Source organism: Thermomonospora umbrina, assembly GCF_003386555.1.
GTDB classification, from domain to species: Bacteria; Actinomycetota; Actinomycetes; order Streptosporangiales; family Streptosporangiaceae; genus Thermomonospora; species Thermomonospora umbrina.
Genome location: NZ_QTTT01000001.1, coordinates 80,901 through 106,744, shown reverse-complemented (window position 1 = coordinate 106,744; position 25,844 = coordinate 80,901). Strand labels below are relative to the sequence as shown.

Here is a 25,844-nt window from a genome sequence, read left to right as displayed (position 1 = left end):
GGGGCGACCATCTGGCCGCCGACATCGGGTTCCGTCTGTGCCGGGAGGAGATCATTCCGGCGGGCCGGCCCCCAGACCCCGCACCCGAAGCCCCGCCTGGAAGCGCGTCCCGGCGTCCAACTGCGTCATCAGCTCGGCGACCCGGCGTCGGTAGGTGCGCAGCGAGAGGCCGAGCCGGCGGGCGGCGGCCTCGTCCTTGAGCCCCTCGCCGAGCACCGCCAGGATGCGGTGGCCCTCCTGTGACAGCGCCGGCGGCCGGGATCGGCGGAACTCCTCCAGGTCCGCGCTCGTCTCCCAGGTCGCCCTGAACAGCGACGCGAGGCCTTGAACGACGCCGGGGGAGCGGACCACGGTGTAGGTGCGCACCCCTTGGACCGGCGGCCCGGCCAACACCGCCGCCCGCCGGTCGATGATGATCGTCTCGTGCGGCAACGGGTTGGGGCAGATCCGGATCCGTACGCCCCGGGCGGCGAGCCCGACCAGCCGCCGCTCGGACTCCTCGTCGGCCAGGGCGCCCGGGCCGTACAGCTTGTGGACCGGCAGATCGGGCGTGCTCTGCCGCCGTTCCGCGACGATCCGCTCGCGGAGGCCGGGCATCGCCCAGGTGTTCAAGTCGGCAGCGGCGCAGGCGAACTCCTCGCGGGCCCCGAGGAACAGCGGCCCGGCCCGTTCGATGAGTTCCCGCTCGCCGCGCAGCACCACATTGCGGTCCAGATCGTCGGTCATCGTCCTCCCAGTCTCCGCGATCTGGCAGCAACCTGCCACCGGCTCGTCCGCGTCGACGTTCCGCAGCAGGCTGGGGACCATGACGAACGAGATCACCCTCGGGGGAGACCTCCGGATCCGCCGGATGGGCTATGGCGCGATGAGGCTCCCCGCACGAGGACTGCAAGGCCCGCCCGGAGACCGGGACACGGCACTGGCGGTGCTGCGCCGCGCCGTCGGGCTGGGCGTGAACCACATCGACACCGCCTCGTTCTACGCCTTCGGGGACCTGGCGGCCAACGAGTTCATCCACGCCGCGCTGCACCCCTACCCCGAGGGCCTGGTCATCGCCACCAAGGTCGGCCCACGGCGGGGACCGGACCGGCAGTGGCTCGCGGAGGCCGGCCCCGGCGACCTCCGCGACCTCGTCGAACAGAACCTCCGGGAACTCGGCCTCGACCGCCTCGACCTGGTCTACCTGCGGATCGGCGGCATCGACGGCCCCCCGAACGAGTCCCTCGCGGAACGCTTCGCCGTCCTGGCCGGGCTCCGTGAGGAGGGGCTGATCAGGCATCTGGGCGTGAGCAACGTCAACGCCGCCCACCTCGTGGAGGCGCAGACGATCGCTCCCGTCGCCGCCGTCCAGAACCGGTACAGCGTGATCGCCCCCGAGGACGACGCGGTGCTCGACGCGTGCGCCCGGCAGGGCATCGCCTACGTGCCGTACTTTCCGCTCGGCGGGTTCGGGGTGCCCGACGACGCACGCCTCACGAAGGTGGCCGCCCGACACGACGCCACCGCCGCCCAGATCATGCTGGCCTGGCTGTTGGCGCGCTCACCGGCCGTCCTCGCCATCCCCGGCACGTCCTCCCTCGCCCATCTGGAGGAGAACATGGCCGCCTCCGCGATCACCCTCACACAAGAGGATCTCGCCGACCTCGACCGCCTCTGGGCAGAGCAGGGCAACGGGTCGCGGAGGGCCGGCGGCAGCGGGTGATCGTCCGGCGGACGTGCGGTGCCGGCGTCGACGAAGTCACGTCGGGACAACTTTACGGAACCGCCGTCCAGCAGTACCCGCAACCGTCGCCCGTCTCCGCGACCTCGGCGGACGAGTCGGTCTCACCCAACGCGAAGACACCGACGCGGCCGCGCCAAGACGACCGGCCTGACTCCTCACCGGGGCCGACCGGCACGGCGATGTCGTTGGCGTGCGTCGCCGGCTCCTCCGAGGAGTAGCGGACGGTCTGTGCGCCCACCGGATAGGGCCCCGACAGGGTCGGCAACGTCGCGTCCGCGCATCCGCCTTCGAGTCTCGGCGTTCGCGTCGCGCCATTCCTCCAGCACCTCGGCCACCGGCAGCCCCGCCGAGACGAGACCGTCCAGGCGTTGAAGGAGTCGACGACCTGGGACGACTCGTCTCGGCGCCTAGCCCAAGCGGCCGGTTGTGCCGGCTCGGCCTCGCGTTCGCCGGGCCCGGCCGGGTTCGCCCTGACCCCGGTGAACAAGAAGTGAGCAGGAGCCGGCCTGGAAAGTGAGCAGTCTCCCGGCTGACGCTTGGGCCGACCGGTGGTGACACCTCGCTGACAGGACCTCGAGCGGTATTCATGGGAGGGAATCTCATGCACCTGGTACGCACGTGGACGGGCTGGGGCGCGGCCGCCGTGATGGCGGTCGCTGCTGTCGGCACTGCGACGGCTCCGGCTCAGGCCGCGACAAATTACAACGGTGCCTGTGGCGCCGGTTACACGGTGATCGACAAACTCGATGTCTATAGAGGGGTGACCTACCTGACGTACAACAACGGCTGGAACTGTGCCGTCACCGTCACCGACACCCCTGGGACGAGCCAGTACATAAGAGCGATGATCGCACGCTCCCGCGACGGGCAGTGGATCCGGGACGAGGGCTATTACACGCAGTACGCCGGACCCGTCTATGTGTACGCGCCGAGCGAGTGCATCGACTGGGGCGGTTCGGTGAGGGTCATATCGAGTTCTGTCATCAGATGGAACGATCACTGCGGCTGAGGTGCCCGCCTCTGCGATATCACCTCCCCGGCACGCTGAACAAGGAGGTCTCGTGCGCACCAACCGAACCCTGGCAGCCGCCGGCGCGGTCGCGGTGATGGCGGTCGCCGCCGTCGGCGCTGCGGCGGCTCCGGCTCAGGCCGCGGCCTATTACAACGGTGCCTGTGGCGCCGGTTACACCGTGATCGACAAGCTCGACTCCGGGCAAGGGGTGACCTACCTGACGTACAACAACGGCTGGAACTGTGTCGTCGCCGTCACCGACAGGCCCGGGGCGCGCCAGTACATGAAAGCGCAGATCAAACGCTCCCGCGACTCGCAGTGGATCCGGGACGAGGGCTATTACACGCAGTACGCCGGGCCGGTGTACGTGTACGCGCCGAGCGAGTGCATCGACTGGGGCGGCTCCGTCTGGCCCGACCCAACGGTGCACGTATGGGTCAGATGGGACGACCACTGCGGCTGATCTCGGGCATCGGCATCGGAGGAAGACGGGAGCCACCGCTCCCGGCAGCAGCTCCGTCCGGTCCCGCCACGCAGTTGTGGGACCGGGCCATTGCAGAAATGCGCCGCCCGGCGTTCGCATCGGGCCGACCCGACCGGAGCCCCTCACCGGTCTCCCAGGCGATCACACCAGAAGGCGGAAAAGGAACGAAATGCTCAAGAAAACCCTCACCGTCGGCGCCGTTAGCGCCTTGTGCCTCGGCGTCGCGATGGCGAGCCCGGCCTCCGCCGTGACCGCGGTCACGCTGTGCCAGACCCATGTCGAAAAGAACTACCTGACGTTCGTTCTCCCCGGCAAGACGGATCTCCACACGTCGGTGATTCCGTGCGTCCACCGAGACACTTCCGGGAACATGAGGGCGTCGATCAAATTTGGATGGAGCGCGGCCACCCTTCCCGCCGTGGGCAGCGGGCACAAGCTCGACTCGTTGAAGGTCGTGGTCCGCATGGAACGCCGCCTTAACGGCAGCTCCAACGATACGGTACTCACGTACGCGACCTGCGACTTCACCGATGAAGTCAATTCCACCTGGAATGGAGAGGAGACGTGCTCGGTGGGCACCGCCTACGACTACGATTCGTCATACGACTGGTCGGCCGACGGCTACTTCACCTACAACTTCAACAACGATGGAGAGGGCACCTTCACCAACAGCCTGGTCGGATCACCGCTGATCTACTAGGCGTCGAGCGGCCGCCGACCCGTTCCCGGCCGGTCTCTCGCCGCTCGCGTCCGCCGAGCTCGGCGGACCTCACGCTCGTGGCACCGGGCACCGACCGCCCTTGCCATGCGGCCGGGAGGTCGGTGAGGTCCTGGGCGCCGGTCGGTGCGCAGATGGAACCCCCCATAGGGGTCACGTCGCTGTGCAACAGCGGGGGTAAGCCCGCGCCGGCCGGCGTCAGTCACGACTGAGTCGCCGAGGTGTGTCGGATGCTGTGGAGCGAAGGGCACGCTGACACCGGCCTGTCTCAGCGGCATCGCTGTGCTGTCCGCCCATCGCGGTGGCGCACAGGCCATGCAGTTCCAGGCCGGCAGGCGGCCAGGGAAGCTGCGCCGAGTCGGGCTGCCCCGCGCCATGCCGCTTGGTGGGGCAATCTGTGGGAGGCACGGCTTGGCCAGACCGGGTCAGACCCGGTTAGAAGAGGTGACGCCACGCCTCTGACCTGGGATTTTGTGAAACTCACAGGTCAGAGGCTTCGGTAGACCTTATTCGGGACGAAGAGGTCGTGGGTTCAAATCCCGCCACCTCGACGCCGGTGAGAGCCCCCTTCCGTTATCGGGAGGGGGCTCTTGCATTTGTTGCGGTGGATCAGTCCGCGCTGGGGCCTCGGGTTCGGGGGGTCGGGTGGGTGCGGGCTGACAGGGGGGTCGGGGGTTTCCCGGGGGCGGGTGTCCAGGCGGTGGAAGGGCATGGGGCCGTCCTAGGGCGTGGTGGGTTCGGGTTCGTGGCGGCCGCCGAGATGGGTGGCGAGAAAGCGATCGGCGGCGGCGTAGAAGGCCAGCCGGTTGTGCGGCTTGCCGAATTGGTGGCCCTCGTCGTCGAACAGCCGGAACTCGTGGTCGACGCCGTTCTTGCGGAGGGCCTCGACGATCTGCTCGGCCTCTCGGCGGGGCACTCGGGGGTCGTTGGCGCCGTGGGCGATGGGGATGGTCACCGAGGGTGGAGCGGGAGCCGGAAGCAAGATGTAGGTAGAGCAACTCTAAGTCGGTCACCGCAGGTCACCGGGGTCGCCATGATGTGTCACCGACCCGCACGCCCCCGACGGCGGCAGCCAGGGAGTCCAGCCCGCCGGGTGCGCGTCGTTCGCGGCCGGACGGGACGAATCCAGGCGAACGCCTCATAGAGACGGGCATTGGGCGAGACGATGCCCAGATGCCCGTGGGAGTGGGTCGCAACTGTCGTTACCGGCGCCTGCGGCGCCGTAGGAGTGGGCTTCACCTGGCTCGCCGATGCCCAGAGCCGCGTCCATGCCGAGCGCGTGGTCGAGCGGGGCCACCTGGCCGAGGAGCGGGCGCGTCTGTTCAAGGAACGAAGGGACGACTACTTCGCCTTCCTGCGCTACACCGAGCTGGTGATCAAGCGGGCCGATTAGGTGGCGCGGGATGACCAGGAAAGCCTTCAGCATTTCGACGAGCTGTGGCCTTGGGCCAAGCGCATCGACTGGACGATCGACGTGCTGATCGGAGTCGAGACGTTCGGAAGCGAACGCGTGGCCGAATCGCCGAGGAGTGGATGGACGCCTTCGACGCCGAGGCCCGTGAAGGCACCCCCGCATCCCGCGAAGCCACCGCTGAACTCCGCAGGCGGCTTCGAGTCGCCGTGCGAGACGAACTCGGCGGGGACCCGCTCTAGCCCGATCGCCAGGCAGGGTCAACCCCCTGGGCTCTCCGGTCACCCGGTCTCCGGGGACAGTGGCAGAGGACGACGGCGAGGGGCTCGACGGACTCCGGCACGGCACCGGGTCGCCGCGCCGGCCGGTGTACGTGCAGCCGTGAGCGGCCGTTCCGGGTGATGGTGACCCGTCATGGTGACGGCGGCCGTGCCCAGCGCAGCGACCCGCCCGGACAGGGCGGGACCTGCGCCCGGCCGGTCCTCACGACCAGGGGTTGTTCGGGGTTGAGAGCGTGGGCGTGAACCTTCTTGGGGCCGGTTGGCAAAGAGGGGTGTTGTCGCCGCCGATCGAGGAGGGCCGGTATGTGAAGAGCAACTCAAGAACCGCTGTCGTGGAGGTTTCGCCGAGCAGTGACGCCGAGGAGATCGAGCGTTCCTGGCGGGAGCCGGAGCGGTTCGCCGTGCTGTTCGACCGGTACGGCGCGCGATTGCATCGGTACGCGGCGCGCAGGCTGGGGGACGGCGAGGCCGACGACATCGTCGCCGAGACGTTCCTGGTGGCGTTCCGGCGGCGGGCCGGCTACGACCTCGGTCGTGCCGAGGCGCTGCCATGGCTGTACGGAATCGCCTCCAATCTCATCCGCAGGCATCGACGCGCCGAGGTGAGCCGCTATCGGACGTTCGTCCGTACCGGAGTGCTGCCGGACGTGGCCGACGGCGTCGCCGAGCGGGCGGTCGAGCGGGTGAGCGCCCAGATGAGCGGGCGCCGGCTCGCCCGGGCGATCGCGGAACTGCCGTCCCGGGACCGGGACGTGTTGCTGCTGGTGGCGTGGGCGGACCTGTCCTACGAGCAGGTCGCCGACGCTCTGGGGCTGCCGGTGGGGACGGTCCGATCCCGTCTGCACCGAGCTCGGACAAAGGTGAAGCGGGCGCTCGGCGGAGTGGATCCGACTTCCGTCCATGACCAGAAGGGAGACATCACGTGATGAACGACCTGCATGAGGTGCGGGAGTTGTGGAGCGAGGCCGCCGAGCCCGGCGCCGCTCGGCTGGCCGCGGTGCGGGAACGGCTCCTGGTGGAGACCTCGTCCGGGGAACGGCCGGACGGCGTCCGTGCGCGCAGGCCACGGCGTGTGTGGGTCACCAGGACGGCGGTGGCGGGCGGGCTCGTCGCGGCGGCGACCGCCGGCATCGTCGTGTTGCCGGGCGGGAACGGTCCCGGTCCGGCGCCGGCCGACGCCGCCGAGCTGCTCACCCGGGCCGCCGCGGCGGCGGGCGACGGGCGCGACATCGATCCGCGCCCCGGCCAGTTCGTGTATCGAGAGTCGACCGTGCTGGAGCTGGCGACGGGCAAAGACGACGACAATGCCTCCTGGTTCCGCAAGGTGCGATACGAGGAGTGGCGACGCGCGGATGGCGCGGTACCGGTCTATCGCCGGACCACATTGCTCGGGCTCGTGCCGCTGCCAGGTGGGAAGGTGCCCTCCCGGGCATTGCAGCTAGCGCGCATAGACACGGGCGGGCGGTTCCTGCCGTGCGCCTCTCGGCCCACCGAGCCGAACGCGCCGTACGCCGCGCACTCGAAACTGCCCACCGATCCGGCGCCGCTGCGCAGCGCCCTGGCCGACAGCGTGAACGCCGGGCAGCGAGCGGAGCTCAGCCATGACCAGGCCGTGTGGACCAACCTCGCAGCGCTGGCCTCCGCGCCGACGCCCGCCAAGGTCCAGGCGGCGCTGTTCACGGTCGCTCGCCAGATCAAGGGAGCGCGCCTGACCGGCGGCACCACCGACGCCGCCGGGCGCCCGGGACTCGCGGTGACCTTCGATGCCCGGCCCGGCGAGCGCGAGGACCTGATCTTTGACGCGAAGACCTACCGTCTTCTCGGCCATCGCAGCGTGTGGACGGGCACCGGCAACACCCCGCCCCCCGGAACCACGACCGCGGACGTCGCCGTGACCAAAACGTCGGTCGTCGACGATCTTCCGGCGGGGGTGTCCACCTCCGGATATACCTGCCCGGCCGCATCCGGCGGCTGAACGATCCGCCGGAGAGGAACGCGGGAGGGCCGTGGCGCCACGCGACCCTCATCCGGCACCGGCCCGCCACGCCCGGCAGTGGGCGCGGCGGGACCGGCCGCCCTCGAACGCATGGTCACGCAATCCATCCCAGAATGAACCGCTCGACGCGTTGCTGAACGGACGTGCCGAGCGTTTGGCCACCCTTGCGGCCGTGATCGGAGGGCAGCCGTACGACTGGTATCTGCGCTCCGGTTGGCGGAAGGGGCCGGGGAGTTCCGGGCGGAGGCCCCCGTTCTCCGACGCGCTCGTTCTCCCGCTGCCGGCGGGCGGGGGGTAACGGGATGCGCGAGGGGTCTACTCGTCGAAGTTCACGCGGGTGCAGATGTCGCCGGGGCCGTCCCAGCAGAGCACCATGCGGTAATGCAGGTAGTTCGTGATCGAGACGCTGATCGTGTCGCAGCCGGCGTCGCTGCCGTCGGTCGCGGATTCGAGGCTCTGCCAGTAGCCGGTCTGGCCGACGCCGTTCCATCGGTAGACGGTGCCGGTGACGCCGTAGCCGTCGCGCTGGTCGTCGCAGATCCGGAAACGGTCCGGGTCGGGGTCGAGGTGGACCATGTGGCCGATCTGGCGGCCGTCTCGATCGGACAGGATCAGCCAGGTGTCGTCGGCTTGGGCGATCCCCGCGCCGGCCATGATCACCGTGGTTACCGCGCCGCCCACCAGCGCGGCGCGCGCGCTCCAATGCTTCAACAACGAAGTATCCCTTCCCGTGAGCGTTCGCGTTGTTTCGACGAAGGACAGAATCCAACGCATCCGTGTTCATATGACAGACCGTTTGCTGCTCGCTTGTTACTCGGTCCGCCCTGAGCAGGCCCGGGCAAGAATCGGCCGGAACGTGTGACGGGATGCTCGGGTCGGGGCGTCTTGGGGGGTGACGTCGAGGGACGGAGGAACCCGCTGTGGCGGACGAGGAGTTCGTGGAGTTCGCATCAGCGCGGAGCGGGCACCTGTTCCGGACCGCTTGGTCGCTGACCGGGGACAGGCATCCGGTCGAGGATCTGGTGCAGGAAACGCTGGGCGAGGTTGTACACCGCGACGACCACGTCCAAGACGTACCGCTTCCGCACCCCCGGCTCGGGCGGCCGCACTGGCGGACCATCTGGCCCGACCAGGCCCACGAGTTGTGGATGCGCCGCCACGGCTATGCCGCACTGGCCTGCGCCGCCCGCTGAACCGTGCTCCCCGGACCCCCTCTACCTCCCTCTACCGCGCAGGTCACAGGGGCCTACCGGGGGGTCTACCGGAGTAGAGGGATCCCTCTACCGGGAGGCCCTGGGGAAGAGGTCTAGGTGTAAATCAGCTCCCGGTAGGTCCACCGCTTCACCGGCGCCGGGGCCTCCTCGGGCTCGTACATGGCGCGCGGAACGCACCCGTCCGGGACGTCGTGCGGCCACGGGTGGTCGCCGCTGAGCTTCCAGGTGCCGAGCTTCTCCCGGGGGCGCCTGCAGGTCCTCGGTGCGCATTAGCGCTTGGCGGTGCCCGTCGTAGGGGCCGCCCACCATCTCCACCACCACGTCGTAGGCCATGATCATCAGCCCGGCATCCGGGCCCGGACCAAAGCCCGAGATCACATCAATGCCCACGAACTGCTGGATCTGCTGCCGCCGGCTGCGGCCGTGCCCGTCGACCGGGGGCGGCCGGCGGCGGGAGTTCAGCAGCGCGTCGTGGCCGGCCACCGGGGGCGCCGCCCGGTGTCGGGCAGCAGGTCCTCCAGGACCTCGCGCAGCCGGGCGCGGCCGTCGTCGCGTTCGAGTGCGGGTGGGTTGTGCTCGGCGCCGGCGATGAGGCGGATCGTGGGACGTCTACTGACGTCGGGTGGGTCGTCGTCGCGCGCCTGGCCCGGATGGACGGGGCCGGGCAGGGTCCGCGCCTGCTCCGCTTGGCCCCTTGGGGGAGGTTCCCCTTCGCCGCCGTCTACCGGGACCGGAGGGGTATGCCGCCGCCGGCTCTGTACGGGTTGCGACTTCGTTTCCTGTCCGTTCCGGGTGAACTCTGCAGCGGCCGGTTCCGCTGACCTGCGGGTTGAAGAGTGAGTCCGGACAGCACCGGTGATCTTGTTCGGACTTACTTTGCAGTTTCGGTGGGGTGGTCGTTTGGCCGGTCCATGTTCCAGGTGTTGGGCAGCGGCGCGTCGCAGAGCGCGCAGACGTAGTGCTCGTCTTTGACGATGTTGCGTTCGTGGCACCGAGGGCAGCGGCGGAAGGTGATCGGGTGGGTGCAGGTAGGTGGATGGTCGAGGCCCGCGCGGTCGAGGGCGGCTCGCACCACCGGCCAGGACGTCACGTCCGGGCAGTAGCCGGTCGACTGGTTGCTGATTTCGTAGACCGTCCAGCGGCCGGTGGCCGGGGTGAAGGTGACCTCGCCTGCGCCCAGGACGGGTTCGCCGCCCGCGCAGGCGACGTGTTCGCTGCGTTGCGGGGCCAGGAGCAGGGTTTCGTTCAGGTCGATGACGAAGGTGAACGGTTCGTCCGGGCGCTGCTCGGTGCGCCCCGTCAACCAGGCGGCGAGGTCGTCGTGGGAGGTGATCGCGTGCCCGCAGCGGCCGGGGTGGATGCGATCGCGGATCTCGGCGGGGCCGACGTAGCGATGGTGCCGTGGCCCGGGAGGTTCAGGGCCGCTGCGAAGGCGGAGAAGGTCGGGGCGACGGTGCGCCAGTCGCCTCGGTGGGGGGCGCTCCAGGCGTCGCCGGCGACGACCTGGGGGTCGGAGTTGCTGGTGCGGTAGTCCAGGGCGATGGCGACATCGTCTCCGGGGATTCGGTTCACCGCGATGAGGATGGCGAGGTCGACGTCGAGCCATGGAAGCTGGACCGGTTCGGTGGCGGAGCCGCCTCGGGCCAGCCGGAAGATCCGAGCAGTGGATTCGTCGTCGGCCAAGCGGTCGAGTGCGCGGGATTCCCGCCGGATCTGATCGAGGCCGGTGAGGAGGTCCACAGGGTCCTTGAACCACGGCATGATCGCGTGCACCACTTCGTCGCCGGGGTGCCGCCATTGACCGGCCGCGATCAGCTCGATGAGGAGGCCCGGTAGCACCGGCCCGCGAGCATGTGTCGGGGCTTCGGAGCGCTCGTCGTTATTCGGCCGGTTCACGTAGGAGAGCGTGCCACGGTTCGGACAACGGTGCTGATGTGGTTTTTGCATGCCCACGCGGCGGGTTGAGACAGGCTGATCTTGTTCAAACTCAACCTGTACTTTTCGGTTGCAGGTAGAGCTGAAAGATGCTCGAAGCAGGCGCATCCAGCCCGCGTTGCATCAGCCGAAGAACGCCTTGATCCCCTCAAACACCAGGTTGCCGCCCGCGCCACTGCCGATGGCGGTCGGTGTTGGATCCGGTGTGGCCCGCCAGATACTGCGTGAACAAGGTGTTGATCGACGGGAACGTCGCCTCCACCACGGCCTTGTCGGTCGGGGTGTTCTGCCGAGCCCGCTGCACCGAGATCCCCAACCGTTCGCAGGCCCGCATGAAGGTGTCGGAGACGAACACCTTGCCGCCGTCGATCACCACGCCATCCGGCACGATCACCGGTTTTGCCGCCGCCTCCATCCGCGCGTCGATGTCCATCAACGACGCGTGCGGCAACAGCGACCTCGACATCGCCAACGATTGCGACCAGCCCGGACGCATCGGCTCGGGCACCAACATCTTGGCCAACAACAGCGACGCGTCGACCGCCTTGGTGCCCGCCGGCCGCAACACCGCCGCGCAGATCGTCCGCGTCGCGACATCCACCGCGATCGCCAGATCCGCCCGCACCGTCACCCCGCCATCGAGCAGCACCATCACATCCAGCGGCGTGGAATCGATCTGCACCTGCTCGCCCGGCCGATCCGCCGACGTCGGCTCGAACGGACCCTCCGGCCGGTTCGCCAACTGCCGCCGCGTCGACGCCGACCCGAACGTGTGACGGCCCGTCGAAAGGGAGTCGATCAACCGGTAGAACGTCGTCCTCCCCGGCAGCGGAACCACTCCCGGACCATGGACGGCTTCCAGAGCTTTGGTGACCTTCCAGATCAACCGCGAACGCGTCCCCGTCGACGCCTGCGTCTCGGCGTCCAACGCCTCCCGGACGGCCTGCACGACCCTCGCATCGCCCCGCCCCGTTGCCTGCCACTCCCGCACCGCCCGCTGATCGACCAAGCCCCACAAGCCCTGCTCGACGTGACGAGCGCGCCGGACGAACACCGTCCGCAACCCCACCCCGAGTTCAGCCGCCTTCGCGGCCGCCCGTTCCTTCACCGTCCGGGTCTGCGGATCGTATTCAGGTCGCGGAACGGCACCCGGCTCAGCCTCGGGAGGCAGCCCGGTGATCACCTCAACGATGTGGCGTTCCCACTCCTTCGCCGCCGCGATGACCTCCTCAGGAAGGCCGTCGAGCAGACCGAACGGCTCCAGCTCCGGGAACGGCGCACCGTCGACGACCGCGAACCCCGGTGAGCCGAGCAAGAACGGCAGCAGCACCACCATCTCAGAACCGACCGCGGACCTGAGCCTGGCCGACGTCCCCGCCAACGCCACCACCTGGGATTCACCGCCATCGAGCTGCACCCAGTCGCCGACCCGCAGGACAGGCCTAGACGCCCGCGCGCCCATCACGCGGCCGCCGGAACAGACATCATCGCCGCCATGTGCAACGGCACCGTCAGATCCACGACCAGCTCCCTCGACCACAGCAGATGGAACAGACGCGGCAGGACCGCGATCGGGTCGCCGATCTCCTCGACTCTGGCCAACAATGGGGCTCCGCCCGCGAAGGATTCCATCAACCGCCCGGCGATATCCTCATCGTGATGGCGAGGGTGCCGCGAACCCGAGCCACCTCACGTTCCGCACCAGCACCTCGTCTGCGGAACCGACGAGCCGGTCCTCCCAGCCGACCGCCTCGCACGCCCGCCGTGTTGCCTCGAACGCCACCACGTCGCGGGGCTTGCGCCGGCCCATCGGACGGCAGTCGATCACCACCCCGGACCCGTCTCCGCGTCGAGCGAAATAGTCCGGCACGTGCGACCTGGTCTTGCCCTCCGCAGTCACCCAGAACAACCAGAACGGCTGCGACGCGAGCCCCACGATGTCCGGAGCGAAGTCCAGCAGCATCAGATGATCGCGTTCAAGCCACCGACTCGAACCCCACATGCCCGTCCATGCACGCCGCGTAGTACGAACCCGGGAAATGACGCTGGCCCCGATACGAGGAGAACCCCCGTACCGGCGGCACCGCCTCGAAGACGACCTCGGTCACCGTCGTCAGCGGCCGACGTACTCACCCTGCCCGCCAAGCCACGACACGGCCCAGCCGCCCACATCCGGCGCCACGGTCTCATCCACACCGCGACCCTCGCTGATCCAGTGGGACCGGCCACAACGAATGAGAACCGAATCACCCCAAAGGAGGCACAACCTCACCCGCGTGCCACCCCACATGGCAGAGACCCCGGATCCGGCACCAGCCACACACGATCGAGTGAGACACAGCCATGATCCGTGAGACCGGACAGCAGAGGGGCGATTCGCTCTCCGATGTCCGACCGCCCACAAAGTCCACGCGGCCACCGCGTGATCATCCACAAAGAAGATCCGGACGCCACAGGGGAAGCCCGAGAGCATCTGGCGTACGCACTGCGAGCCCGCCTGGGGGGAATGACCGCTGAACGCCATCACCCGGGCCGAGGCCCAGGAGTGGGTGAACCAGCTCAAGGTGACCTGCCCTACCATCCAGCGCAGGTTCGGGCGACGGTGGCGCCTCCTGGTCGAGATGGGCATGGACGTCGGTCTGCGGTCCGGCGAGATCTATGGACAGCACACCGACCGTGTCGACTGGGACCGCGGCCTGGTCGCGGTGACCCGGGTGATGACCCGCTACGGCCTTCGGGAGTACCCCAAGTCGCGGCGCTCGCATCGCGTGGTGCCCGTACCACCGGCGACGATGCAGGCGACCGCACTCGAGCTGGGAGCGGGGCGTCGATGGTCCGGGAAATGCACATGCCCGAAGGTGATGCCCGACGGCACCACGAGGCCGGGGGAGGGTTCGTGCGGAGGGCTCGTCTTCCCTGCCCCGATGGGCGGCCCGATCGACGACGGCAACTTCCGCGACCGCTTCTGGTACCCGGCGGTCAAGGCCGCGGGATCCGCCGCTTCCCCCCGAAGATCATGCGGCACACGGCGGCGAGCCGGCTCGTGATCGACGGCGTTGCGCTGTACGACGTGCAGCACCTGCTCAGCCACGAATCCTTCGCCACGACGCAGCGGTACGCCCACCTGGCGCCGGACGCTCACGACAAGGTCCGCAAGTCTTGGGAGCGTCGCGTGCGCACGGTCTGAACGATCACGCACCAATCACGCACGGACGCCAAAAAGGCCCCGTCCCTGCGAGAGGGAAAAGGGCCTTTGACCTGGGCGTGGCCCCTGTTGACCCCTGTTACAACCCCCGCACCCAAGCCGCCGCCCTCGAGGCGCTCCTGCGCAAGCTGCCGTCGGCTGACGCACCGCTCCCGGCAAGACCCCCTCGGGATCTGCCAGGCCGTGCCAAGCAGCTCAAGGATCAAGAAGCCCTGGAGGTCGTAGCGGCCTACGAAGCGGGAGCCTCCGTCTACGAACTGGGCCGTCGCTTCCACGTCCACCGCACCACCATCAGCAAGATCCTCAAGCGCCATGGCGTCTCCATGCGCATGACCGGCATGACTCCCGAGCAGATCAACGAAGCCGTCAGGCTCTACCAAGACGGCTGGTCACTGGCTCGCATCGGTGAGCGTATGGGCGTTGGTGACATGACGGTGCGGAGCCGCCTGCTGGAGCGTGGGGTGAGGATGAGGCCGAGGCGGGGTGGGAGGCGATCCACCTGAGCCTGACCCCTACCACGAAGCCGGATAAATCTGGACGACACTAACCATCTTCGGCGTGTCGCGACTTGGAGGTCGTAATCGACTGCTAACGTTGTCTCGGCTCGAACGCGAGTTCGAGTGTCTTCGTGGCGGGCTTGCTTGGGTTGAGACGACAAGCGGCCCGTGATGCCTGCCATGACGGCGTAGAGCAGCGCAGGACGCAACAACTTGCCCTTCCCATCTCCGAGAGGCTCACATGCTCACTCTGCACTTCCTCAACGTTGGCCACGGTGACTGCACCTTTGTTGAACTTCCATCCGGTCGCCTAATGATGATCGACATCAACAACTCCAAGAGCCTGCCCGAGCAGGATGCGGCTGCCCTGGCCGAAGCCAAGGGGCTGTCGCTATCTGAGTTCAAGGCTGTGCGACTGGTGGAGGCAAAGCGCACCTGGGAGGAGTACTACAAGTCTCTCCTGGTCGATCCGCACGACTATTATGCGGCGAACTTTTCGGGCAAATCCGTCTTCCGTTACATCCAAACGCATCCAGACATGGACCACATGAGTGGGCTCCATCGGTTCTTCTGGCAGGAAAAGGTTCCGCTTGACAACTTCTGGGATGTGGCGCACGGCAAAGAGTGTGAGGAGAGTAGCTTCACCAACTCTCCTTACGCCTGGATTGATTGGGATATCTATAGCAAACTCCGGCAAGGGGAAGGTCCTGATAAATCTCAGCACAAGGTGCTCACGAATCTTCGAGGAGCGACGGGGGAGTACTGGACTGATGACAATATCGAGATCCTTTCGCCGACGCAGGACCTCATTGACGCCTGCGACAATAAGGATTCATACAACGACTGCTCATACGTGCTGAAGATCTCTTATGGTGGCCGGAACGTCATCCTCCCGGGTGACGCGGAAGGTCCTGCGTGGGATTCTATGCTCGACAACCCAGGCGCGACTGCCCTGCAGTGCGACATCCTCAAAGCTTCTCACCATGGGCGAAAGTCCGGGTATGACGAAGACGCGGTGAACGCTATGTCCCCCACGGCAGTTATCTGCTCTGTGGGTAAGAAACCATCGACTGACGCCTCGGACGAATACGCAAGCCATGGTGCGAAGGTTCTATCAACCCGCTATTACGGCAGCATCAAGGTTCAGATTTCACACTATGGCGACATCTGGATCTACAACCACAAGGGTGAGCGCATCCACGACATCACTTAGTGGTATCCTGGGCGGCTCGACTGGTCATACATCACCCCTTGGGGTGATCAGCTACTCGCCCCCGCAGGAGTGGCCGCTCAGTGGACAAGTTCAATATATATGAGTACATCAGCTTCATTTTGCCTGGCGGCCTTATAATTGCAGTTGTCCTATACGGGTTCGAGATTGTCCCCACGAATGCCAGTCCAAGTGCAACTGTTCTCATTATGCTTACAGCGGCTGCCTTCGTTGTGGGTCATCTGAATGTTGCCGTGGCGAATTTCTTGCAACCGTTGGCATGGGGTGCAAGGCCGGGCTCGTGGCCGTCATCGACAGCCGGTGTGTTCGGTAATCGTGGGCGTTACGATGATGCGCGAAAGCAGAAAGTGGAAGACCACTTCGCGCAGCTCTTTCCGGATGCAGCTGACTTCCAGCAGCGCTTCAACATCGCTTATACCCTGCTCCGCCAAGAGCAGCTCGACGGACACTTGCAGACTCTAAACCACCAGATTGGTTTCTACCGCAATATGGCGACTGCCGTTGTTATGTCGATCGGATCGCTAGTTGCCGCCTCCAGAAGCGGACATCATCGCCTTGATTTGCTCTTGTGGCTTCCGCTGGGCCTGATCGCACTCTTTCTGTTGGTCTCGAGGTTTCGGCGGTTCTGGGCTCGTTTCGGCGATGAAGTCATCCGAGGTATACAAGCGTGGGATCTGCGCCGAGAGCAAGCGGGTTCCTCGGCTGATCCAGAGAACGGCCGATCTTAGCTTTCATTCTCATCTGTGAGCATCGCGCGATATTTTGGCGTCTTCAAGAGGCGAGAATCCTTGGCTGTAAGTGGCTTTCCTGTGCCGACTTCCGGCCAAACTACCCCCGCAGCTTCAGGTTCACCGCCGGAAGCTGACACGAACGCGCGAAGAAGGATTTGTGCATCAGCTATAGACATGGGTAGGGCGCGCTGTACCACAGGAAAGTCTTTCTGGGCACCTTTGGGAGCACCTATGCCCAGATCCCTGCGATACGCGGCGACGAACTCCCGCTCGCAGTCTTCGCAGAACCTGTCGATGAGGAATAGAGGGAGTCCGTACGTCAACTCCTCGCTGGTCATGTAGAAACGCATCGCTGCACTCGCATCGCCGTGAAGCGACACTACTCTTTCAGCGATGGTCACAATATCATTTGTGCGAGCTATGCGCCGTAGGCCATCCAGTGAGCCTACTAGATCCTGCATTGGCGAGTCGGGGAACTCTTCAAGAACTTCTGACTTAACTCGCTTTCCTGCTCTGGCGATCAAGCTCAGCTCTTGAAGCTGTCTCCGATAGGCCAACCGCGCCTTGTTCAGATCGAGAAAATTAACGTATGCGGCCTTGCGTTCCTCAAGGAAAAGACCTGCTTTCTCCTTGCGTGACCTGATGCGCTCAACAGCGCCGTCATAGCCCATTTTCAGAAGGATGCCACCGGTACCTGATCCGGCAGCTATCAGGCTCGTGAGAACGTTGGGATCCATCCGGTATCCAGGTGGGCGGGGTGCAGGTGCGCCCGTCGCGTCTGGGCACCACCTACGTCGAGCTGGAGTATGAGGCGCTGGCCGGTGAACAAGCGATGGCCTGGGCCGCCGAGGGTGAAGAAGTAGCTCGTGCGCACCAGCTGCGCGCCCAGGGCCTGGCACGTCGTGCCGCCACCACCGAAGTGCTGCTGGCCGAGCAGGAGTTGGCGGTGCGCGAGGCCAATGCCGCCTATCTGCACGCTGCTCGGGTGCTGCTGCCGTATACGCGGCGCGAGCCGGGCGCGAAATGGCGCTACGCCCTGTGTTGGCCGCTGCTGGTGCTCGGTGACATGTCCGGTGTCTGGGCGGCAGCCGTTTCCTTCGGGGAAGTGCCCGCCATCGCTCTCGGGCAGGCGCTGGCCTCGGGAGTGGCGGCCGGATGTGCCGGCCTGGTCGGGTCGGAGGTCAAGGCGCTGCGGCTGGCGCGTGGCCGTGCCCGTGATCCGGAAACGCTGAGCGACGATGAACGGCGCTATCAGCGCTTGTTCGTCGGTCGTGATCGTGGCGCGCGGCTGGTCGGCCTCGCCGGCCTGTTGTCGCTGGTGGTGATGGCGCTGCTGAGCGTCGGCATCTTCATCCTGCGCGCCAGTACCGAAGGCACGGCGGCTGGTGCCATGTTCGGCTGCCTGGCGGCGGCCACCGCCATGGGGTCGTTCCTGCTGGGCTATGCCTCGGCCGATGAGGTGGCCGATCTCCTGTACGCCTACCAGAGGCGCGCCCGGAGTGCCGAGCGGCATTTCCGGCGGCTGGGTTCAGCGTCGGTGCTGCGGCGTCAGGCCGAAGCCGCGGAAGCCGCCCGCTCGTTGGGTGTCGAGCACCAGGCGCGGGGCTTGGCGGCAACGCAGCGGGTGGAGGCGTTGGCGTGGCGGATCCAGCACAACAACGCCGTCGTGACCGGCCATGGCTTCGCGGCAGGGGAAGCCGGTGGGGTCATCGGGAGGCGACGGCGTCAGGACGGTGCCCAGTGAGCCGCCCGCGTCTGCTGCCCGCGAAATTGTTGCCGAGCCGTCTGCTCGGTGGCAATCCGCCCGGCTCGCCGCGTCCCGTCGTCGCGGCGGGGGTGCAGCTGGGGCATGCCGGACGGCCCTCGTCACGACCGACGCTGACCATCGCCCTGTTCGACAATTCCGGCTCGGTGGTGGCGCCGAGCGGCACCGATCCGGCCTCGCAGCGCTTTGCCGAGGTGGAGCGGGCCTTCGAGCTGGTGGCGCGGTCGGGCACGTCGGGGGAGCTGGCGGCGGTGCTGCATTTCGACTCGCCGTGCAGCGGCGATGTGCTGCCGGTGCCGTTGACCCGACGCGGCCTGGAGCAACTCCGCAGTGGCTTGCGGCTACCGCCGGACGGGGCAGGGTCCAGCGTGCTGGCCCCGTCCTTGGCGCGAGCGGTGGCCCTGGCGCAGACGCACCCCGACCACGCGGCGACGCTGGTGCTGCTGTCGGACTTCCAGCTCCTGGATTCCGATCCGCTGGCGGTACTGGCGAGCCTGGCGGCCTTTCCCGGACAGGTGCATGCCGTCGTCCTCGACCACCAGATCGACACTGCGCTGTTCCCACCGGGAGTGACCATCAGCCGCATCGGGGACAGGGCACAACCCGGCGCAGTCGCCCGAGCCCTGTTCGCCAGTCTGGTGGCGCATCGGCCCGGGAGTTGGGTGCGGCCAGAGCCGTAAATCGGTCGGCGTCGTCGCGCATTTCACAACGGCGTGTCGTGGCGCCGCTCCCCGCATCTCTTCCCACGTCTCGACCAGAGGCAGGCCCCCGTCGATCCGGTCGAAGCTTCGGCCGAATGTTCGGCCGGATCGACGGTTGCCCCATAGATCAATTCCCGTCATAACTAGCCGCGAGATCCCGAAGACAACTCAGGTGAACGCATATCGGGGTCAGAAAGGAGAATGTCATGACCGAGCAGCATCCCCACTCGTCGCCCGTGCCGAGCAAGTTCCGCACCATTTTGGTCGATCCACCCTGGCCGACCTATCAGGGTGGGGGGCGTGGCGCTGCGCGCCATTATCCGCTGATGAGCCTGGAGCGGATCATGGCCCTGCCGGTGGCGGATCTGGCCGAGGAAGACGCCCATTTGTGGTTGTGGACGACCAACGCCACGTTGCGGTTCGGCTACGACGTGGCCGAAGCGTATGGCTTCACGGTGCGCTCGCCGCTGACCTGGGTGAAGTTCTACCTCGGCCTCGGCCACTATCTGCGCAATTCCAGCGAAACGCTGCTGTTCGCCACGCGCGGCAAGGCACCGGTGCGGTTCCGCTCCCAGCCGACCTGGATCAACGCTCCCGTGCAAGACCATTCGCACAAGCCCGAGGAACAGTACGCCGTTATCGAGAGGGTATCGGAGGGGCCGTACCTGGAACTGTTCGCGCGGCGGCGTCCTTCGAGTAATCGGCCATGGTTCGTCTGGGGAGACGAGGTCGCTGCCGACATCACCATTCCGGGCTATCCGGTGCCCAGTGACCGCAAGCGCACGCCGAAGGAGCGACCCGGTGAGTGAATCGGAAGGTCCGTGGCAGCACCCGTTCCAAACGGCCTTTCGTGCCAGTCTGCTGTTGCTCGGCACGGTGATCGCCCTGAACCTGACGGTGGCCTGCCTGCGCCCGCTGCTGCCGTGGCTCATCGGCATGCTCGTGCTGGCGGCGGTTATCTGGGTCGTGGTGGCGGTGGTCCGCTTGCGGCGTTCACAGTGGTAATGCTTGCGAGGTTCTACACCTCGCATGTGTAACGGCGGTCAGGGCACCGGGTGTGTTGTGAAATGCACAAACATTCTTGACGGATCGCCGGTTATGCGGAACATGTAAAAGGAATGTGCTTACAACTGTCAGCACTTAAGCGGAAAGGAGGTAAGTGATGGGAAAACGAAACAGGAGGAACGGTCAGCGGCGGCAGGAGCGTCGCTTCCGGGTGATCGGTGAACGGAAGGATCCGCCCGACATGAAGAAGCTCGGTCGTGCCCTGCTCAGCCTGGCCGAGGCCGAGCTGGAGCGCCAGGCCCAGCTTGAGCACGAAACCGCAGCAGGCACCGGCGGCCAGGCCCACGAAACCCGCGACGAGGCCCAGAACGAAGAGAGGGAGGCCGCCAATGAGTGAGGCGGCGGGCCTGCTTTTCGGGGAGCTGCATCTGCCGCGTCCGCTGGTGGTCGGGCAGGTGGTGGAGTGGCTGAGGCATCTGGCGTCGCTGCCCGGCCCGGCGGGGATCGTGCTGGAAGCACGGGCCGATGCCGACGGCGTGCGCTTCCTGCTGGGCGCCCCGGCCGAGCGGATCGGCAGGCTGCAGCGTCAGCTGGTCGCGGCGCTGCCGGGCACGCGGCTCAACCTGGCAGCGAACGGCCGGTCGGTACGGCGCGTGCCGGTGCAGACCGTAGCCCGGCTACGGCAGCATCCGGCCGGATTGCCCCTGACCACCGATGCGCCCGAGGCCACCACCCGGGCGCTGCTGTCTGCCTTGGCGGGGCCGCTCGGTGATGGTGAAGCGCTGGTGGTGCAAACCGTGCTCGGTGTTGCCCGCCCGCCGCGGACGGTGCCCGCTCGGGTGGGGGAGCCTGCCGCTTCGCTCTGGACGCTGCTGACCAAGGGGCAACCTGCCGCCAGCGGCGACAGCCGTGCCCGCGTCGCCCGGCGGCTCGGTCAGGCGGGCTTTGCGGCCACCGTCCGGGTCGGGGTGGCGGCTGCTACCCCGGAGCGCCGCCGTCAGCTCATCACGGCTGTGCTCGGTGCCCTGGCCACCACCGAGAGTCCTGGCGTGCGGCTGCACCTGGTCCGCGAACCGGCCGAGCGGCTGAACGCGGCGCAGCGGCCGTGGCGTTGGCCCTTGCAGCTGGGCGTCAGCGAGGTCGCCACACTGCTCGGCTGGCCGTATGCCGACAACGATCGCAACGACGAACGTGACCTGCCCGGCCTGCCACCCGTCCATCCGAAGCTGCTAGGCGCGGCGGCGAATGTCCACAGCGGGCGGCGTGTCTTCGCCCGCAGTGCGGTACCCGGTGACAGCCGCCTGCTTGGCATTTCGCCGCAAGATCAGACGTATCACGGGGTGGCCTACGGGCCGTCAGGCTCGGGAAAAACCACGGCGCTGCTGCACCTCATTCTGGCCGACATCACTGCCGGTCGCCCGGTGGTGGTGCTCGACCCCAAACGGCAGCTCATTGACGACATCATGGCGCGCGTACCGGCGCACCGCATCGGTGATGTGGTCGAGCTGAACGCTGGCAATGCCTCGCCGGTTGGCTTCAACCCCCTGGACGTAGCGGGCCGGGATCCCGATGTCGTGGTCGATGGCATCATGGCCGTCTTCCAGGCGGTCTTCTATGACGGTTGGGGGCCGCGCACCGCCGACATTTTCTCGGCCAGCCTGCGGACGCTGGCACGCACCAGTACACCCGACCGTCCAGCCACACTCGTCGATCTGCCGCGCCTGCTGACCGATGCGCCGTTCCGGCGGCCGTTGGTCGGAGCCATCCAGGACGACGTCGCCTTGGCGGGATTCTGGAGCTGGTACGAAGATCAAAATCCTGGCGCACAGGCGGCGGTGATCGCTGCACCGCTGAACAAGCTGCGTCAGTTCCTGCTGCGGCCGGCACTGGTGCGCATGCTCGATCAGCGGTCGGGCCGCTTCCGGCTGCGCGACGTCTTCCGAGACAACAAGGTCGTGTTGGTGCCCGCGAACGAGGGGTTGGTGGGTAGCGGCACCGCCACGCTGCTCGGCAATCTCGTGGTGGCCGACCTCTGGCAGGCCATCCAGGAAAGAGCCGGTGAAGCCGATCCCAGCGGCCGACCGGGCATGGTGTTCATCGACGAAGCCCACCGCTTCACGGGCCTGCCCGTACCCCTGGCAGACGCCCTGGCGCAGTCCCGCTCACTGGGCGTCGGCTGGTTCCTGGCCTCACAGTTCCGCAGCCAGTTCCCGCCCGAGCTGCGTACGGCCATCGACATCAACGGGCGGAGCAAGCTCGTGTTCGCGACCGAACACGATGACGCCCGTGACATGGCTCGCCTGGCGCGGGGTTTGGTGGCCGAGGACTTCATGGCCTTGGGCCGCTACCAGGCGTACGCCAACCTGGTGGCCGATGGGTTGCCGTCTGGCTGGGCGCTGGTCAAGACCTTGCCGCCACCTCCGCCAACCACCGACCCGGCGCGGGTGCGGGCAGCCGTGGCCGAGCGCTACGGGCCGCTGCCACCGCCACCGGTCGAGCCGTCGCCATCGCCGCCGGGGCCGGTCGGACGTCGGCAACGGAGGCGGCCATGAGGACTGTGACGATCACGGCCACGATGCCGACCCGTCTGTTCGCCCGTGTCTTCACCCGCAGGTTCGCGAGGTTCACTCCCAGTAATCCCGCCCGGTTGTTCCGCCCGAATGGCGGCCGGCGGGATGGGACTGACCGCCCTTCCGGTCGTCTTTCCCGCTTCCCGTCCGGCCTCGGCCCTCGTCCGCTGTGGCTGCCAGTCAGCCGCCTGGAGGCCCGGTCATGACGAGAAGCGACGTGGCCGAGCTGCTGGCCCAGCTGTCGGAGCGGGACCGTGCCGTGCTGGACGACCTGCGCGACCACCGGCTCCTCACCACCGCCCTGATCCGGCGGCTGCACTTTGTTCATGGTGAGGGGGAGCGGCACAGCAGCCAAATGGCGGCCTCGACCGCCACCATGCGCGTGCTGACCCGGCTGGAGGCACACGGCCTGGTGGCCCGCCTGGGGCGGCGCATCGGCGGCGCACGGGCGGGATCCTCCGGCATCGTCTGGCAGCTCGGCGCCAGCGGTGAGCGGCTGTTGCGCACGCTTCACGGCGATCCGACCCGCCGCCGCTACCTGGAACCGTCGACCGCCTTCACCGCCCACACCCTGGACGTTGCGGAACTGGCCGTCCGGCTGCACGAACTCGCCCGGAGCGGCGCGGTCGAACTGGTGCGGCTGGAAACCGAGCCCGACTGCTGGCGCAGCTACCTCGCCGCCCACGGCGCACCGGCCTGGCTCAAGCCTGACCTGTTCACCATCACCGCCACGGGCGATTACGAAGACCACCTGTTCATCGAGGTCGACCGGGCCACCGAGCACCCTGGCGTGGTGGTGCGCAAAGCCGCCGTCTACCAGCGGTATGCCGCCACCGGTCAGCACCAGGCCGAGCATGGGCTGTTTCCCGGCGTGCTGTGGGTGGTGCCCGACGAACAGCGTCGCGGTGTGCTTGAAATCGCCCTGGCCCGTGACCGCCACGTCCAGACGGAACTGTTCCACGTCGTCACAACCGAGGGTTTCCGCGCCGCTATGACGGGCGAGCGGCCCGTCCCCGCTTCTGCGGAGGCTCAGGGGCGAAACAAGTAACAACCATCGAAAGGAGGGATCAACTATGGAAGGAGGAATGCCCATGGAATTCCCCAGGCCCACGCCTGAACACGAACGACTGCCGCCCGGCGACATCGACCTGACCGGCGTGGTCGACCAAGACGACAGCCTGCGCACGGCTATCGATGAAGCCCTCGCCCAGACCCCGGACGACGGCATCGTCCCCGACTGGGGCGCGCGCAGCCTGGCCCGCGCCTTGGCCAACCAGCAACCGGACCGGCACGACAGCGCGCTGCACCACTTCGCCGTCACCGGCCGCATCGCCTGGGAACCGATGATGCGCGAACTGGCCACCCTCTACGCCGAAGCGCCAGAAGAAGAACGCGGCGAATGGGCCACCCACCTCGGCTCCTACATCACCGACCACCTTGAGCGCGCCGAGGACACCAACAACGAACCAGTCGACGAGATCCCCTTGGGCGGCACCGCCCTGGAAAGAGTCAGCGCCTACCTGCGTATCGCCATTCACGAGGCCGATGCGCGCGGCGAGGTCATCGAAGTTGAAGACGCGAAAGCCATCGCCACGCTACTGGCCGCGCTCCTGGGGCCGAGTTCAGAAATGGCCATCTTCGCCGAGACCGGTAACGGCGACGCCGACCGACTCCGCGCCGAATGCCGGCAACTACGCCAGCAGCCACACGACACGGCTGAGCTGCCGCCCTGGACCAGCCGCCTGGAGCAGTACCTCGCTGCCCAGCCGCCAGCTCCACGCACTTCCTAACCGCCCGGATATGGCAGCACCAGTGCCGCTTTGAACGATGCGCCGCCTTGTGGAGCGTATCCAGTCCATTACGTTAAGGAATGGCCGCTAAAGGACTCGGGCAATTGGCAACGGCTGAGGTAAAATGGGGACACATAAGACAAAAGAGGTGAGGATATGCAAGAGGATCAACTATCTAGGGCGGAAAATTCGGCGCGTACATCAAGGCACTTCGGAAGTGCGTGGCCTGAGCATGCGGCAGCTGGCCAAGAAGGCGGGAATAAACTCCGGCGGCCTGGCCCGCATCGAGAACGGCCGAACCAGCCACTCGCCTCGCCCTGACACCCTGAACAAGCTGGCACGCGCCTTGGACGTGCCCCTGACCGACTTGCTGATACGCGTCGGCTGCGAGCTCACTCCGCCCGATCTTCCCACTTACTTGTGCGCCCGCTACGGCCCCTTGCCCAACGACGTCCTCACCGACGCCTGTCGTTACATCGAGGGCCTCATCGCTGACTGCGGCATCGACCCCCACGGGCCAGCCAGTACCGAAGACGAATACACCAAAGCGCGGCACTAGCCAATTTGCCAATAGCGTGCTCGCCGCGCTCCCGTGACCAACCACAGCAACCATGAAACTCGAAAGGAGAACCTCCCGTGACCAGCGCGTACCTGAACCCCCCGAACGGCACACCGCCCCACCACGAGGCCCTCGTCACCGCCGATCCGGCCACCCTCCACCAGGCGTATCCCGGGGACGAGGAGAGTGTCGAAGCCGAAGAGGCCGTCCTCTACCTCCGCGTCTCCTCCAAAAAGCAAATGGACACCGACGCCGACCACGACCCCGAAGGCAACTCCATCCCCACCCAACGCCAGCACGGCAGAGAGAAAGCCGAAGCCCTCAGCGTCGGCATCGCCCGGGAATTCGTAGAACCCGGCCGCTCCGCCACCAGCCTGGAAAAGCGGGTCGCCTTCCAAGAGATGCTGGCCTACCTCGCCACCGAAAACCAGCAGCGCAAGAAGGAACACCGCCCGCCCATCCGCTACGTCATCGTCTACATGATGAGTCGCGCCTTCCGAAACGCCCTCGAAGAACTCACCACCAAAGCCCACCTCGCCAAAATGGGCATCACCCTCGTCTCCGCCAAAGAAAACTTCGGTGACGGCTACCTCGGTGACGCCATGCAAGGCATCATGGCCATCTCCAACGAACTTCAAGTCCGCATCAGCGGCGACGACATCAAAACCAAGATGGCCAACAAAGCCAAAAACGGCGGCACCATCGCCCGAGCACCCCTCGGCTACCTCAACACCAGCAGACACATCGAGGGCAGGGAAGTCCGCACCGTCATCATCGACCCCGAACGCGGCCACCTTGTTCGCATGGCCTTCGAACTCTACGCCAGCGGTGACTACACTCTCGAAGATCTATGCGAAGAACTCTACGACCGGGGCCTACTGACCCGCCTCACCACCAAAACCCCCGCCAAAGCCATCTCCGAATCGCAACTCGCCAACCTGCTCCGTGACCGCTACTACATCGGATACATCGACTACAAAGGCGAAGAGATCAAGGGCCGTCACGAACCGCTCATC

Annotated in this window: 32 protein-coding genes and 1 pseudogene; 23 read left to right on the top strand and 10 right to left on the bottom strand. The window is 67.0% G+C overall.

All coding sequences use genetic code 11. The features are described 5' to 3' along the window. Positions 1 to 51 precede the first annotated feature (51 nt). Entirely contained in the window at positions 52 to 807 is a 756-nt protein-coding gene (locus tag DFJ69_RS34780; RefSeq protein ID WP_245973893.1) for a helix-turn-helix domain-containing protein, read from the bottom strand. Between DFJ69_RS34780 and DFJ69_RS00520 the strand changes: the two genes are divergently transcribed. Then, entirely contained in the window at positions 806 to 1,702 is an 897-nt protein-coding gene (locus tag DFJ69_RS00520; protein ID WP_116020649.1) for an oxidoreductase, read from the top strand. The genes DFJ69_RS34780 and DFJ69_RS00520 overlap by 2 nt on opposite strands. A gap of 52 nt (positions 1,703 to 1,754) precedes the next feature. On the opposite strand, the gene DFJ69_RS00515 is transcribed toward DFJ69_RS00520, so the two are convergent. Next, positions 1,755 to 1,988 (bottom strand): hypothetical protein, encoded by a 234-nt coding sequence (locus DFJ69_RS00515; protein WP_116020648.1) that lies wholly within the window; start codon positions 1,986 to 1,988, stop codon positions 1,755 to 1,757. Between the two features lie 336 nt (positions 1,989 to 2,324). Between DFJ69_RS00515 and DFJ69_RS00510 the strand changes: the two genes are divergently transcribed. From DFJ69_RS00510 to DFJ69_RS00500, 3 genes are all read left to right on the top strand, one after another. Beyond that, positions 2,325 to 2,732, top strand: coding sequence for a spore-associated protein A (locus DFJ69_RS00510; RefSeq protein ID WP_211328457.1), 408 nt, complete (start codon positions 2,325 to 2,327; stop codon positions 2,730 to 2,732). 52 nt (positions 2,733 to 2,784) lie between these two features. Continuing rightward, on the top strand, positions 2,785 to 3,198 hold the full coding sequence (locus DFJ69_RS00505; RefSeq protein ID WP_245973891.1) for a spore-associated protein A: 414 nt from the start codon (positions 2,785 to 2,787) through the stop codon (positions 3,196 to 3,198). Between the two features lie 190 nt (positions 3,199 to 3,388). Further along, a complete protein-coding gene (locus DFJ69_RS00500; protein ID WP_116020647.1) occupies positions 3,389 to 3,919 on the top strand; it encodes a hypothetical protein in 531 nt (176 codons plus the stop codon). Between the two features lie 739 nt (positions 3,920 to 4,658). Here the strand turns inward: DFJ69_RS00500 and DFJ69_RS00495 are convergent. Beyond that, positions 4,659 to 4,892 (bottom strand): alpha/beta hydrolase family protein, encoded by a 234-nt coding sequence (locus DFJ69_RS00495; RefSeq protein ID WP_211328456.1) that lies wholly within the window; start codon positions 4,890 to 4,892, stop codon positions 4,659 to 4,661. A 273-nt stretch (positions 4,893 to 5,165) separates the two neighbouring features. Between DFJ69_RS00495 and DFJ69_RS34000 the strand changes: the two genes are divergently transcribed. From DFJ69_RS34000 to DFJ69_RS00485, 3 genes are all read left to right on the top strand, one after another. Beyond that, on the top strand, positions 5,166 to 5,330 hold the full coding sequence (locus tag DFJ69_RS34000) for a hypothetical protein (RefSeq protein WP_170177490.1): 165 nt from the start codon (positions 5,166 to 5,168) through the stop codon (positions 5,328 to 5,330). Positions 5,331 to 5,961: 631 nt separating this feature from the next. Continuing rightward, positions 5,962 to 6,555, top strand: coding sequence for an RNA polymerase sigma factor (locus DFJ69_RS00490; RefSeq protein WP_116020645.1), 594 nt, complete (start codon positions 5,962 to 5,964; stop codon positions 6,553 to 6,555). Next, complete coding sequence (locus DFJ69_RS00485; RefSeq protein ID WP_116020644.1) at positions 6,555 to 7,604, top strand: CU044_5270 family protein; 1,050 nt, start codon at positions 6,555 to 6,557, stop codon at positions 7,602 to 7,604. The genes DFJ69_RS00490 and DFJ69_RS00485 overlap by 1 nt, the downstream gene beginning before the upstream one ends. 336 nt (positions 7,605 to 7,940) lie before the next feature. On the opposite strand, the gene DFJ69_RS00480 is transcribed toward DFJ69_RS00485, so the two are convergent. Further along, positions 7,941 to 8,336: a hypothetical protein gene (locus DFJ69_RS00480; RefSeq protein WP_211328455.1), complete on the bottom strand. Its 396-nt coding sequence runs from the start codon at positions 8,334 to 8,336 to the stop codon at positions 7,941 to 7,943. Between the two features lie 209 nt (positions 8,337 to 8,545). On the opposite strand from DFJ69_RS00480, the gene DFJ69_RS34775 reads away from it, so the two are divergent. Further along, on the top strand, positions 8,546 to 8,818 hold the full coding sequence (locus tag DFJ69_RS34775; protein WP_211328454.1) for a SigE family RNA polymerase sigma factor: 273 nt from the start codon (positions 8,546 to 8,548) through the stop codon (positions 8,816 to 8,818). Positions 8,819 to 9,710: 892 nt separating this feature from the next. Here the strand turns inward: DFJ69_RS34775 and DFJ69_RS00465 are convergent. From DFJ69_RS00465 to DFJ69_RS34760, 5 genes are all read right to left on the bottom strand, one after another. Then, on the bottom strand, positions 9,711 to 10,142 hold the full coding sequence (locus DFJ69_RS00465; RefSeq protein WP_211328453.1) for a hypothetical protein: 432 nt from the start codon (positions 10,140 to 10,142) through the stop codon (positions 9,711 to 9,713). Continuing rightward, on the bottom strand, positions 10,139 to 10,792 hold the full coding sequence (locus DFJ69_RS34770) for a hypothetical protein (RefSeq protein WP_211328452.1): 654 nt from the start codon (positions 10,790 to 10,792) through the stop codon (positions 10,139 to 10,141). The genes DFJ69_RS00465 and DFJ69_RS34770 overlap by 4 nt, the downstream gene beginning before the upstream one ends. Before the next feature lie 130 nt (positions 10,793 to 10,922). Continuing rightward, the gene (locus DFJ69_RS00460) at positions 10,923 to 12,110 is read right to left on the bottom strand and encodes a hypothetical protein (protein ID WP_211328451.1); all 1,188 of its coding nucleotides are present in this window, start codon (positions 12,108 to 12,110) and stop codon (positions 10,923 to 10,925) included. Positions 12,111 to 12,235: 125 nt separating this feature from the next. Then, positions 12,236 to 12,376, bottom strand: a complete 141-nt coding sequence (locus DFJ69_RS34765) for a hypothetical protein (RefSeq protein ID WP_211328450.1) — start codon at positions 12,374 to 12,376, stop codon at positions 12,236 to 12,238. 49 nt (positions 12,377 to 12,425) lie between these two features. After that, positions 12,426 to 12,776, bottom strand: a complete 351-nt coding sequence (locus DFJ69_RS34760) for a TnsA-like heteromeric transposase endonuclease subunit (protein WP_281275786.1) — start codon at positions 12,774 to 12,776, stop codon at positions 12,426 to 12,428. 547 nt (positions 12,777 to 13,323) lie between these two features. Between DFJ69_RS34760 and DFJ69_RS34755 the strand changes: the two genes are divergently transcribed. The 5 genes from DFJ69_RS34755 (at position 13,324) to DFJ69_RS33610 (ending at position 16,435) form a co-directional block, all read left to right on the top strand. Then, entirely contained in the window at positions 13,324 to 13,821 is a 498-nt protein-coding gene (locus DFJ69_RS34755; RefSeq protein ID WP_211328448.1) for a site-specific integrase, read from the top strand. Beyond that, on the top strand, positions 13,818 to 13,961 hold the full coding sequence (locus tag DFJ69_RS34750; RefSeq protein ID WP_245973888.1) for a hypothetical protein: 144 nt from the start codon (positions 13,818 to 13,820) through the stop codon (positions 13,959 to 13,961). The genes DFJ69_RS34755 and DFJ69_RS34750 overlap by 4 nt, the downstream gene beginning before the upstream one ends. A 77-nt stretch (positions 13,962 to 14,038) precedes the next feature. After that, positions 14,039 to 14,482, top strand: a complete 444-nt coding sequence (locus DFJ69_RS00445; protein WP_211328446.1) for a helix-turn-helix domain-containing protein — start codon at positions 14,039 to 14,041, stop codon at positions 14,480 to 14,482. Between the two features lie 235 nt (positions 14,483 to 14,717). After that, complete coding sequence (locus DFJ69_RS00440; protein WP_147312154.1) at positions 14,718 to 15,689, top strand: ComEC/Rec2 family competence protein; 972 nt, start codon at positions 14,718 to 14,720, stop codon at positions 15,687 to 15,689. 80 nt (positions 15,690 to 15,769) lie between these two features. Then, positions 15,770 to 16,435 (top strand): hypothetical protein, encoded by a 666-nt coding sequence (locus tag DFJ69_RS33610; RefSeq protein ID WP_147312153.1) that lies wholly within the window; start codon positions 15,770 to 15,772, stop codon positions 16,433 to 16,435. On the opposite strand, the gene DFJ69_RS33605 is transcribed toward DFJ69_RS33610, so the two are convergent. After that, the gene (locus DFJ69_RS33605; RefSeq protein ID WP_147312152.1) at positions 16,432 to 17,175 is read right to left on the bottom strand and encodes a hypothetical protein; all 744 of its coding nucleotides are present in this window, start codon (positions 17,173 to 17,175) and stop codon (positions 16,432 to 16,434) included. The genes DFJ69_RS33610 and DFJ69_RS33605 overlap by 4 nt on opposite strands. Before the next feature lie 11 nt (positions 17,176 to 17,186). On the opposite strand from DFJ69_RS33605, the gene DFJ69_RS00435 reads away from it, so the two are divergent. The 10 genes and pseudogenes from DFJ69_RS00435 to DFJ69_RS36385 all read left to right on the top strand — a co-directional run. Beyond that, a complete protein-coding gene (locus DFJ69_RS00435) occupies positions 17,187 to 18,182 on the top strand; it encodes a hypothetical protein (protein ID WP_116020640.1) in 996 nt (331 codons plus the stop codon). Further along, positions 18,179 to 18,883 (top strand): vWA domain-containing protein, encoded by a 705-nt coding sequence (locus DFJ69_RS00430; protein WP_147312151.1) that lies wholly within the window; start codon positions 18,179 to 18,181, stop codon positions 18,881 to 18,883. The genes DFJ69_RS00435 and DFJ69_RS00430 overlap by 4 nt, the downstream gene beginning before the upstream one ends. Positions 18,884 to 19,110: 227 nt before the next feature. Further along, entirely contained in the window at positions 19,111 to 19,713 is a 603-nt protein-coding gene (locus DFJ69_RS00425) for an MT-A70 family methyltransferase (protein ID WP_116020638.1), read from the top strand. Further along, positions 19,706 to 19,909 (top strand): hypothetical protein, encoded by a 204-nt coding sequence (locus DFJ69_RS00420; RefSeq protein WP_116020637.1) that lies wholly within the window; start codon positions 19,706 to 19,708, stop codon positions 19,907 to 19,909. Before DFJ69_RS00425 ends, DFJ69_RS00420 begins: the two co-directional genes overlap by 8 nt. Before the next feature lie 157 nt (positions 19,910 to 20,066). Continuing rightward, positions 20,067 to 20,306, top strand: a complete 240-nt coding sequence (locus tag DFJ69_RS33600; RefSeq protein WP_147312150.1) for a hypothetical protein — start codon at positions 20,067 to 20,069, stop codon at positions 20,304 to 20,306. After that, positions 20,299 to 22,461, top strand: coding sequence for a type IV secretory system conjugative DNA transfer family protein (locus DFJ69_RS00415; RefSeq protein WP_116020636.1), 2,163 nt, complete (start codon positions 20,299 to 20,301; stop codon positions 22,459 to 22,461). The genes DFJ69_RS33600 and DFJ69_RS00415 overlap by 8 nt, the downstream gene beginning before the upstream one ends. Positions 22,462 to 22,696: 235 nt before the next feature. Continuing rightward, positions 22,697 to 23,527 (top strand): replication-relaxation family protein, encoded by an 831-nt coding sequence (locus DFJ69_RS00410; RefSeq protein ID WP_211328445.1) that lies wholly within the window; start codon positions 22,697 to 22,699, stop codon positions 23,525 to 23,527. Between the two features lie 43 nt (positions 23,528 to 23,570). Continuing rightward, positions 23,571 to 24,269 carry a hypothetical protein gene (locus DFJ69_RS00405; protein WP_147312149.1) on the top strand — a complete coding sequence of 233 codons (699 nt, stop codon included), beginning with the start codon at positions 23,571 to 23,573 and terminating at the stop codon, positions 24,267 to 24,269. Between the two features lie 232 nt (positions 24,270 to 24,501). Further along, positions 24,502 to 24,828 carry a helix-turn-helix domain-containing protein gene (locus DFJ69_RS00400; protein ID WP_170177489.1) on the top strand — a complete coding sequence of 109 codons (327 nt, stop codon included), beginning with the start codon at positions 24,502 to 24,504 and terminating at the stop codon, positions 24,826 to 24,828. Positions 24,829 to 25,067: 239 nt separating this feature from the next. Beyond that, positions 25,068 to 25,829, top strand: a pseudogene (locus DFJ69_RS36385) (recombinase family protein); the annotation flags it as partial. Positions 25,830 to 25,844 lie beyond the last annotated feature (15 nt).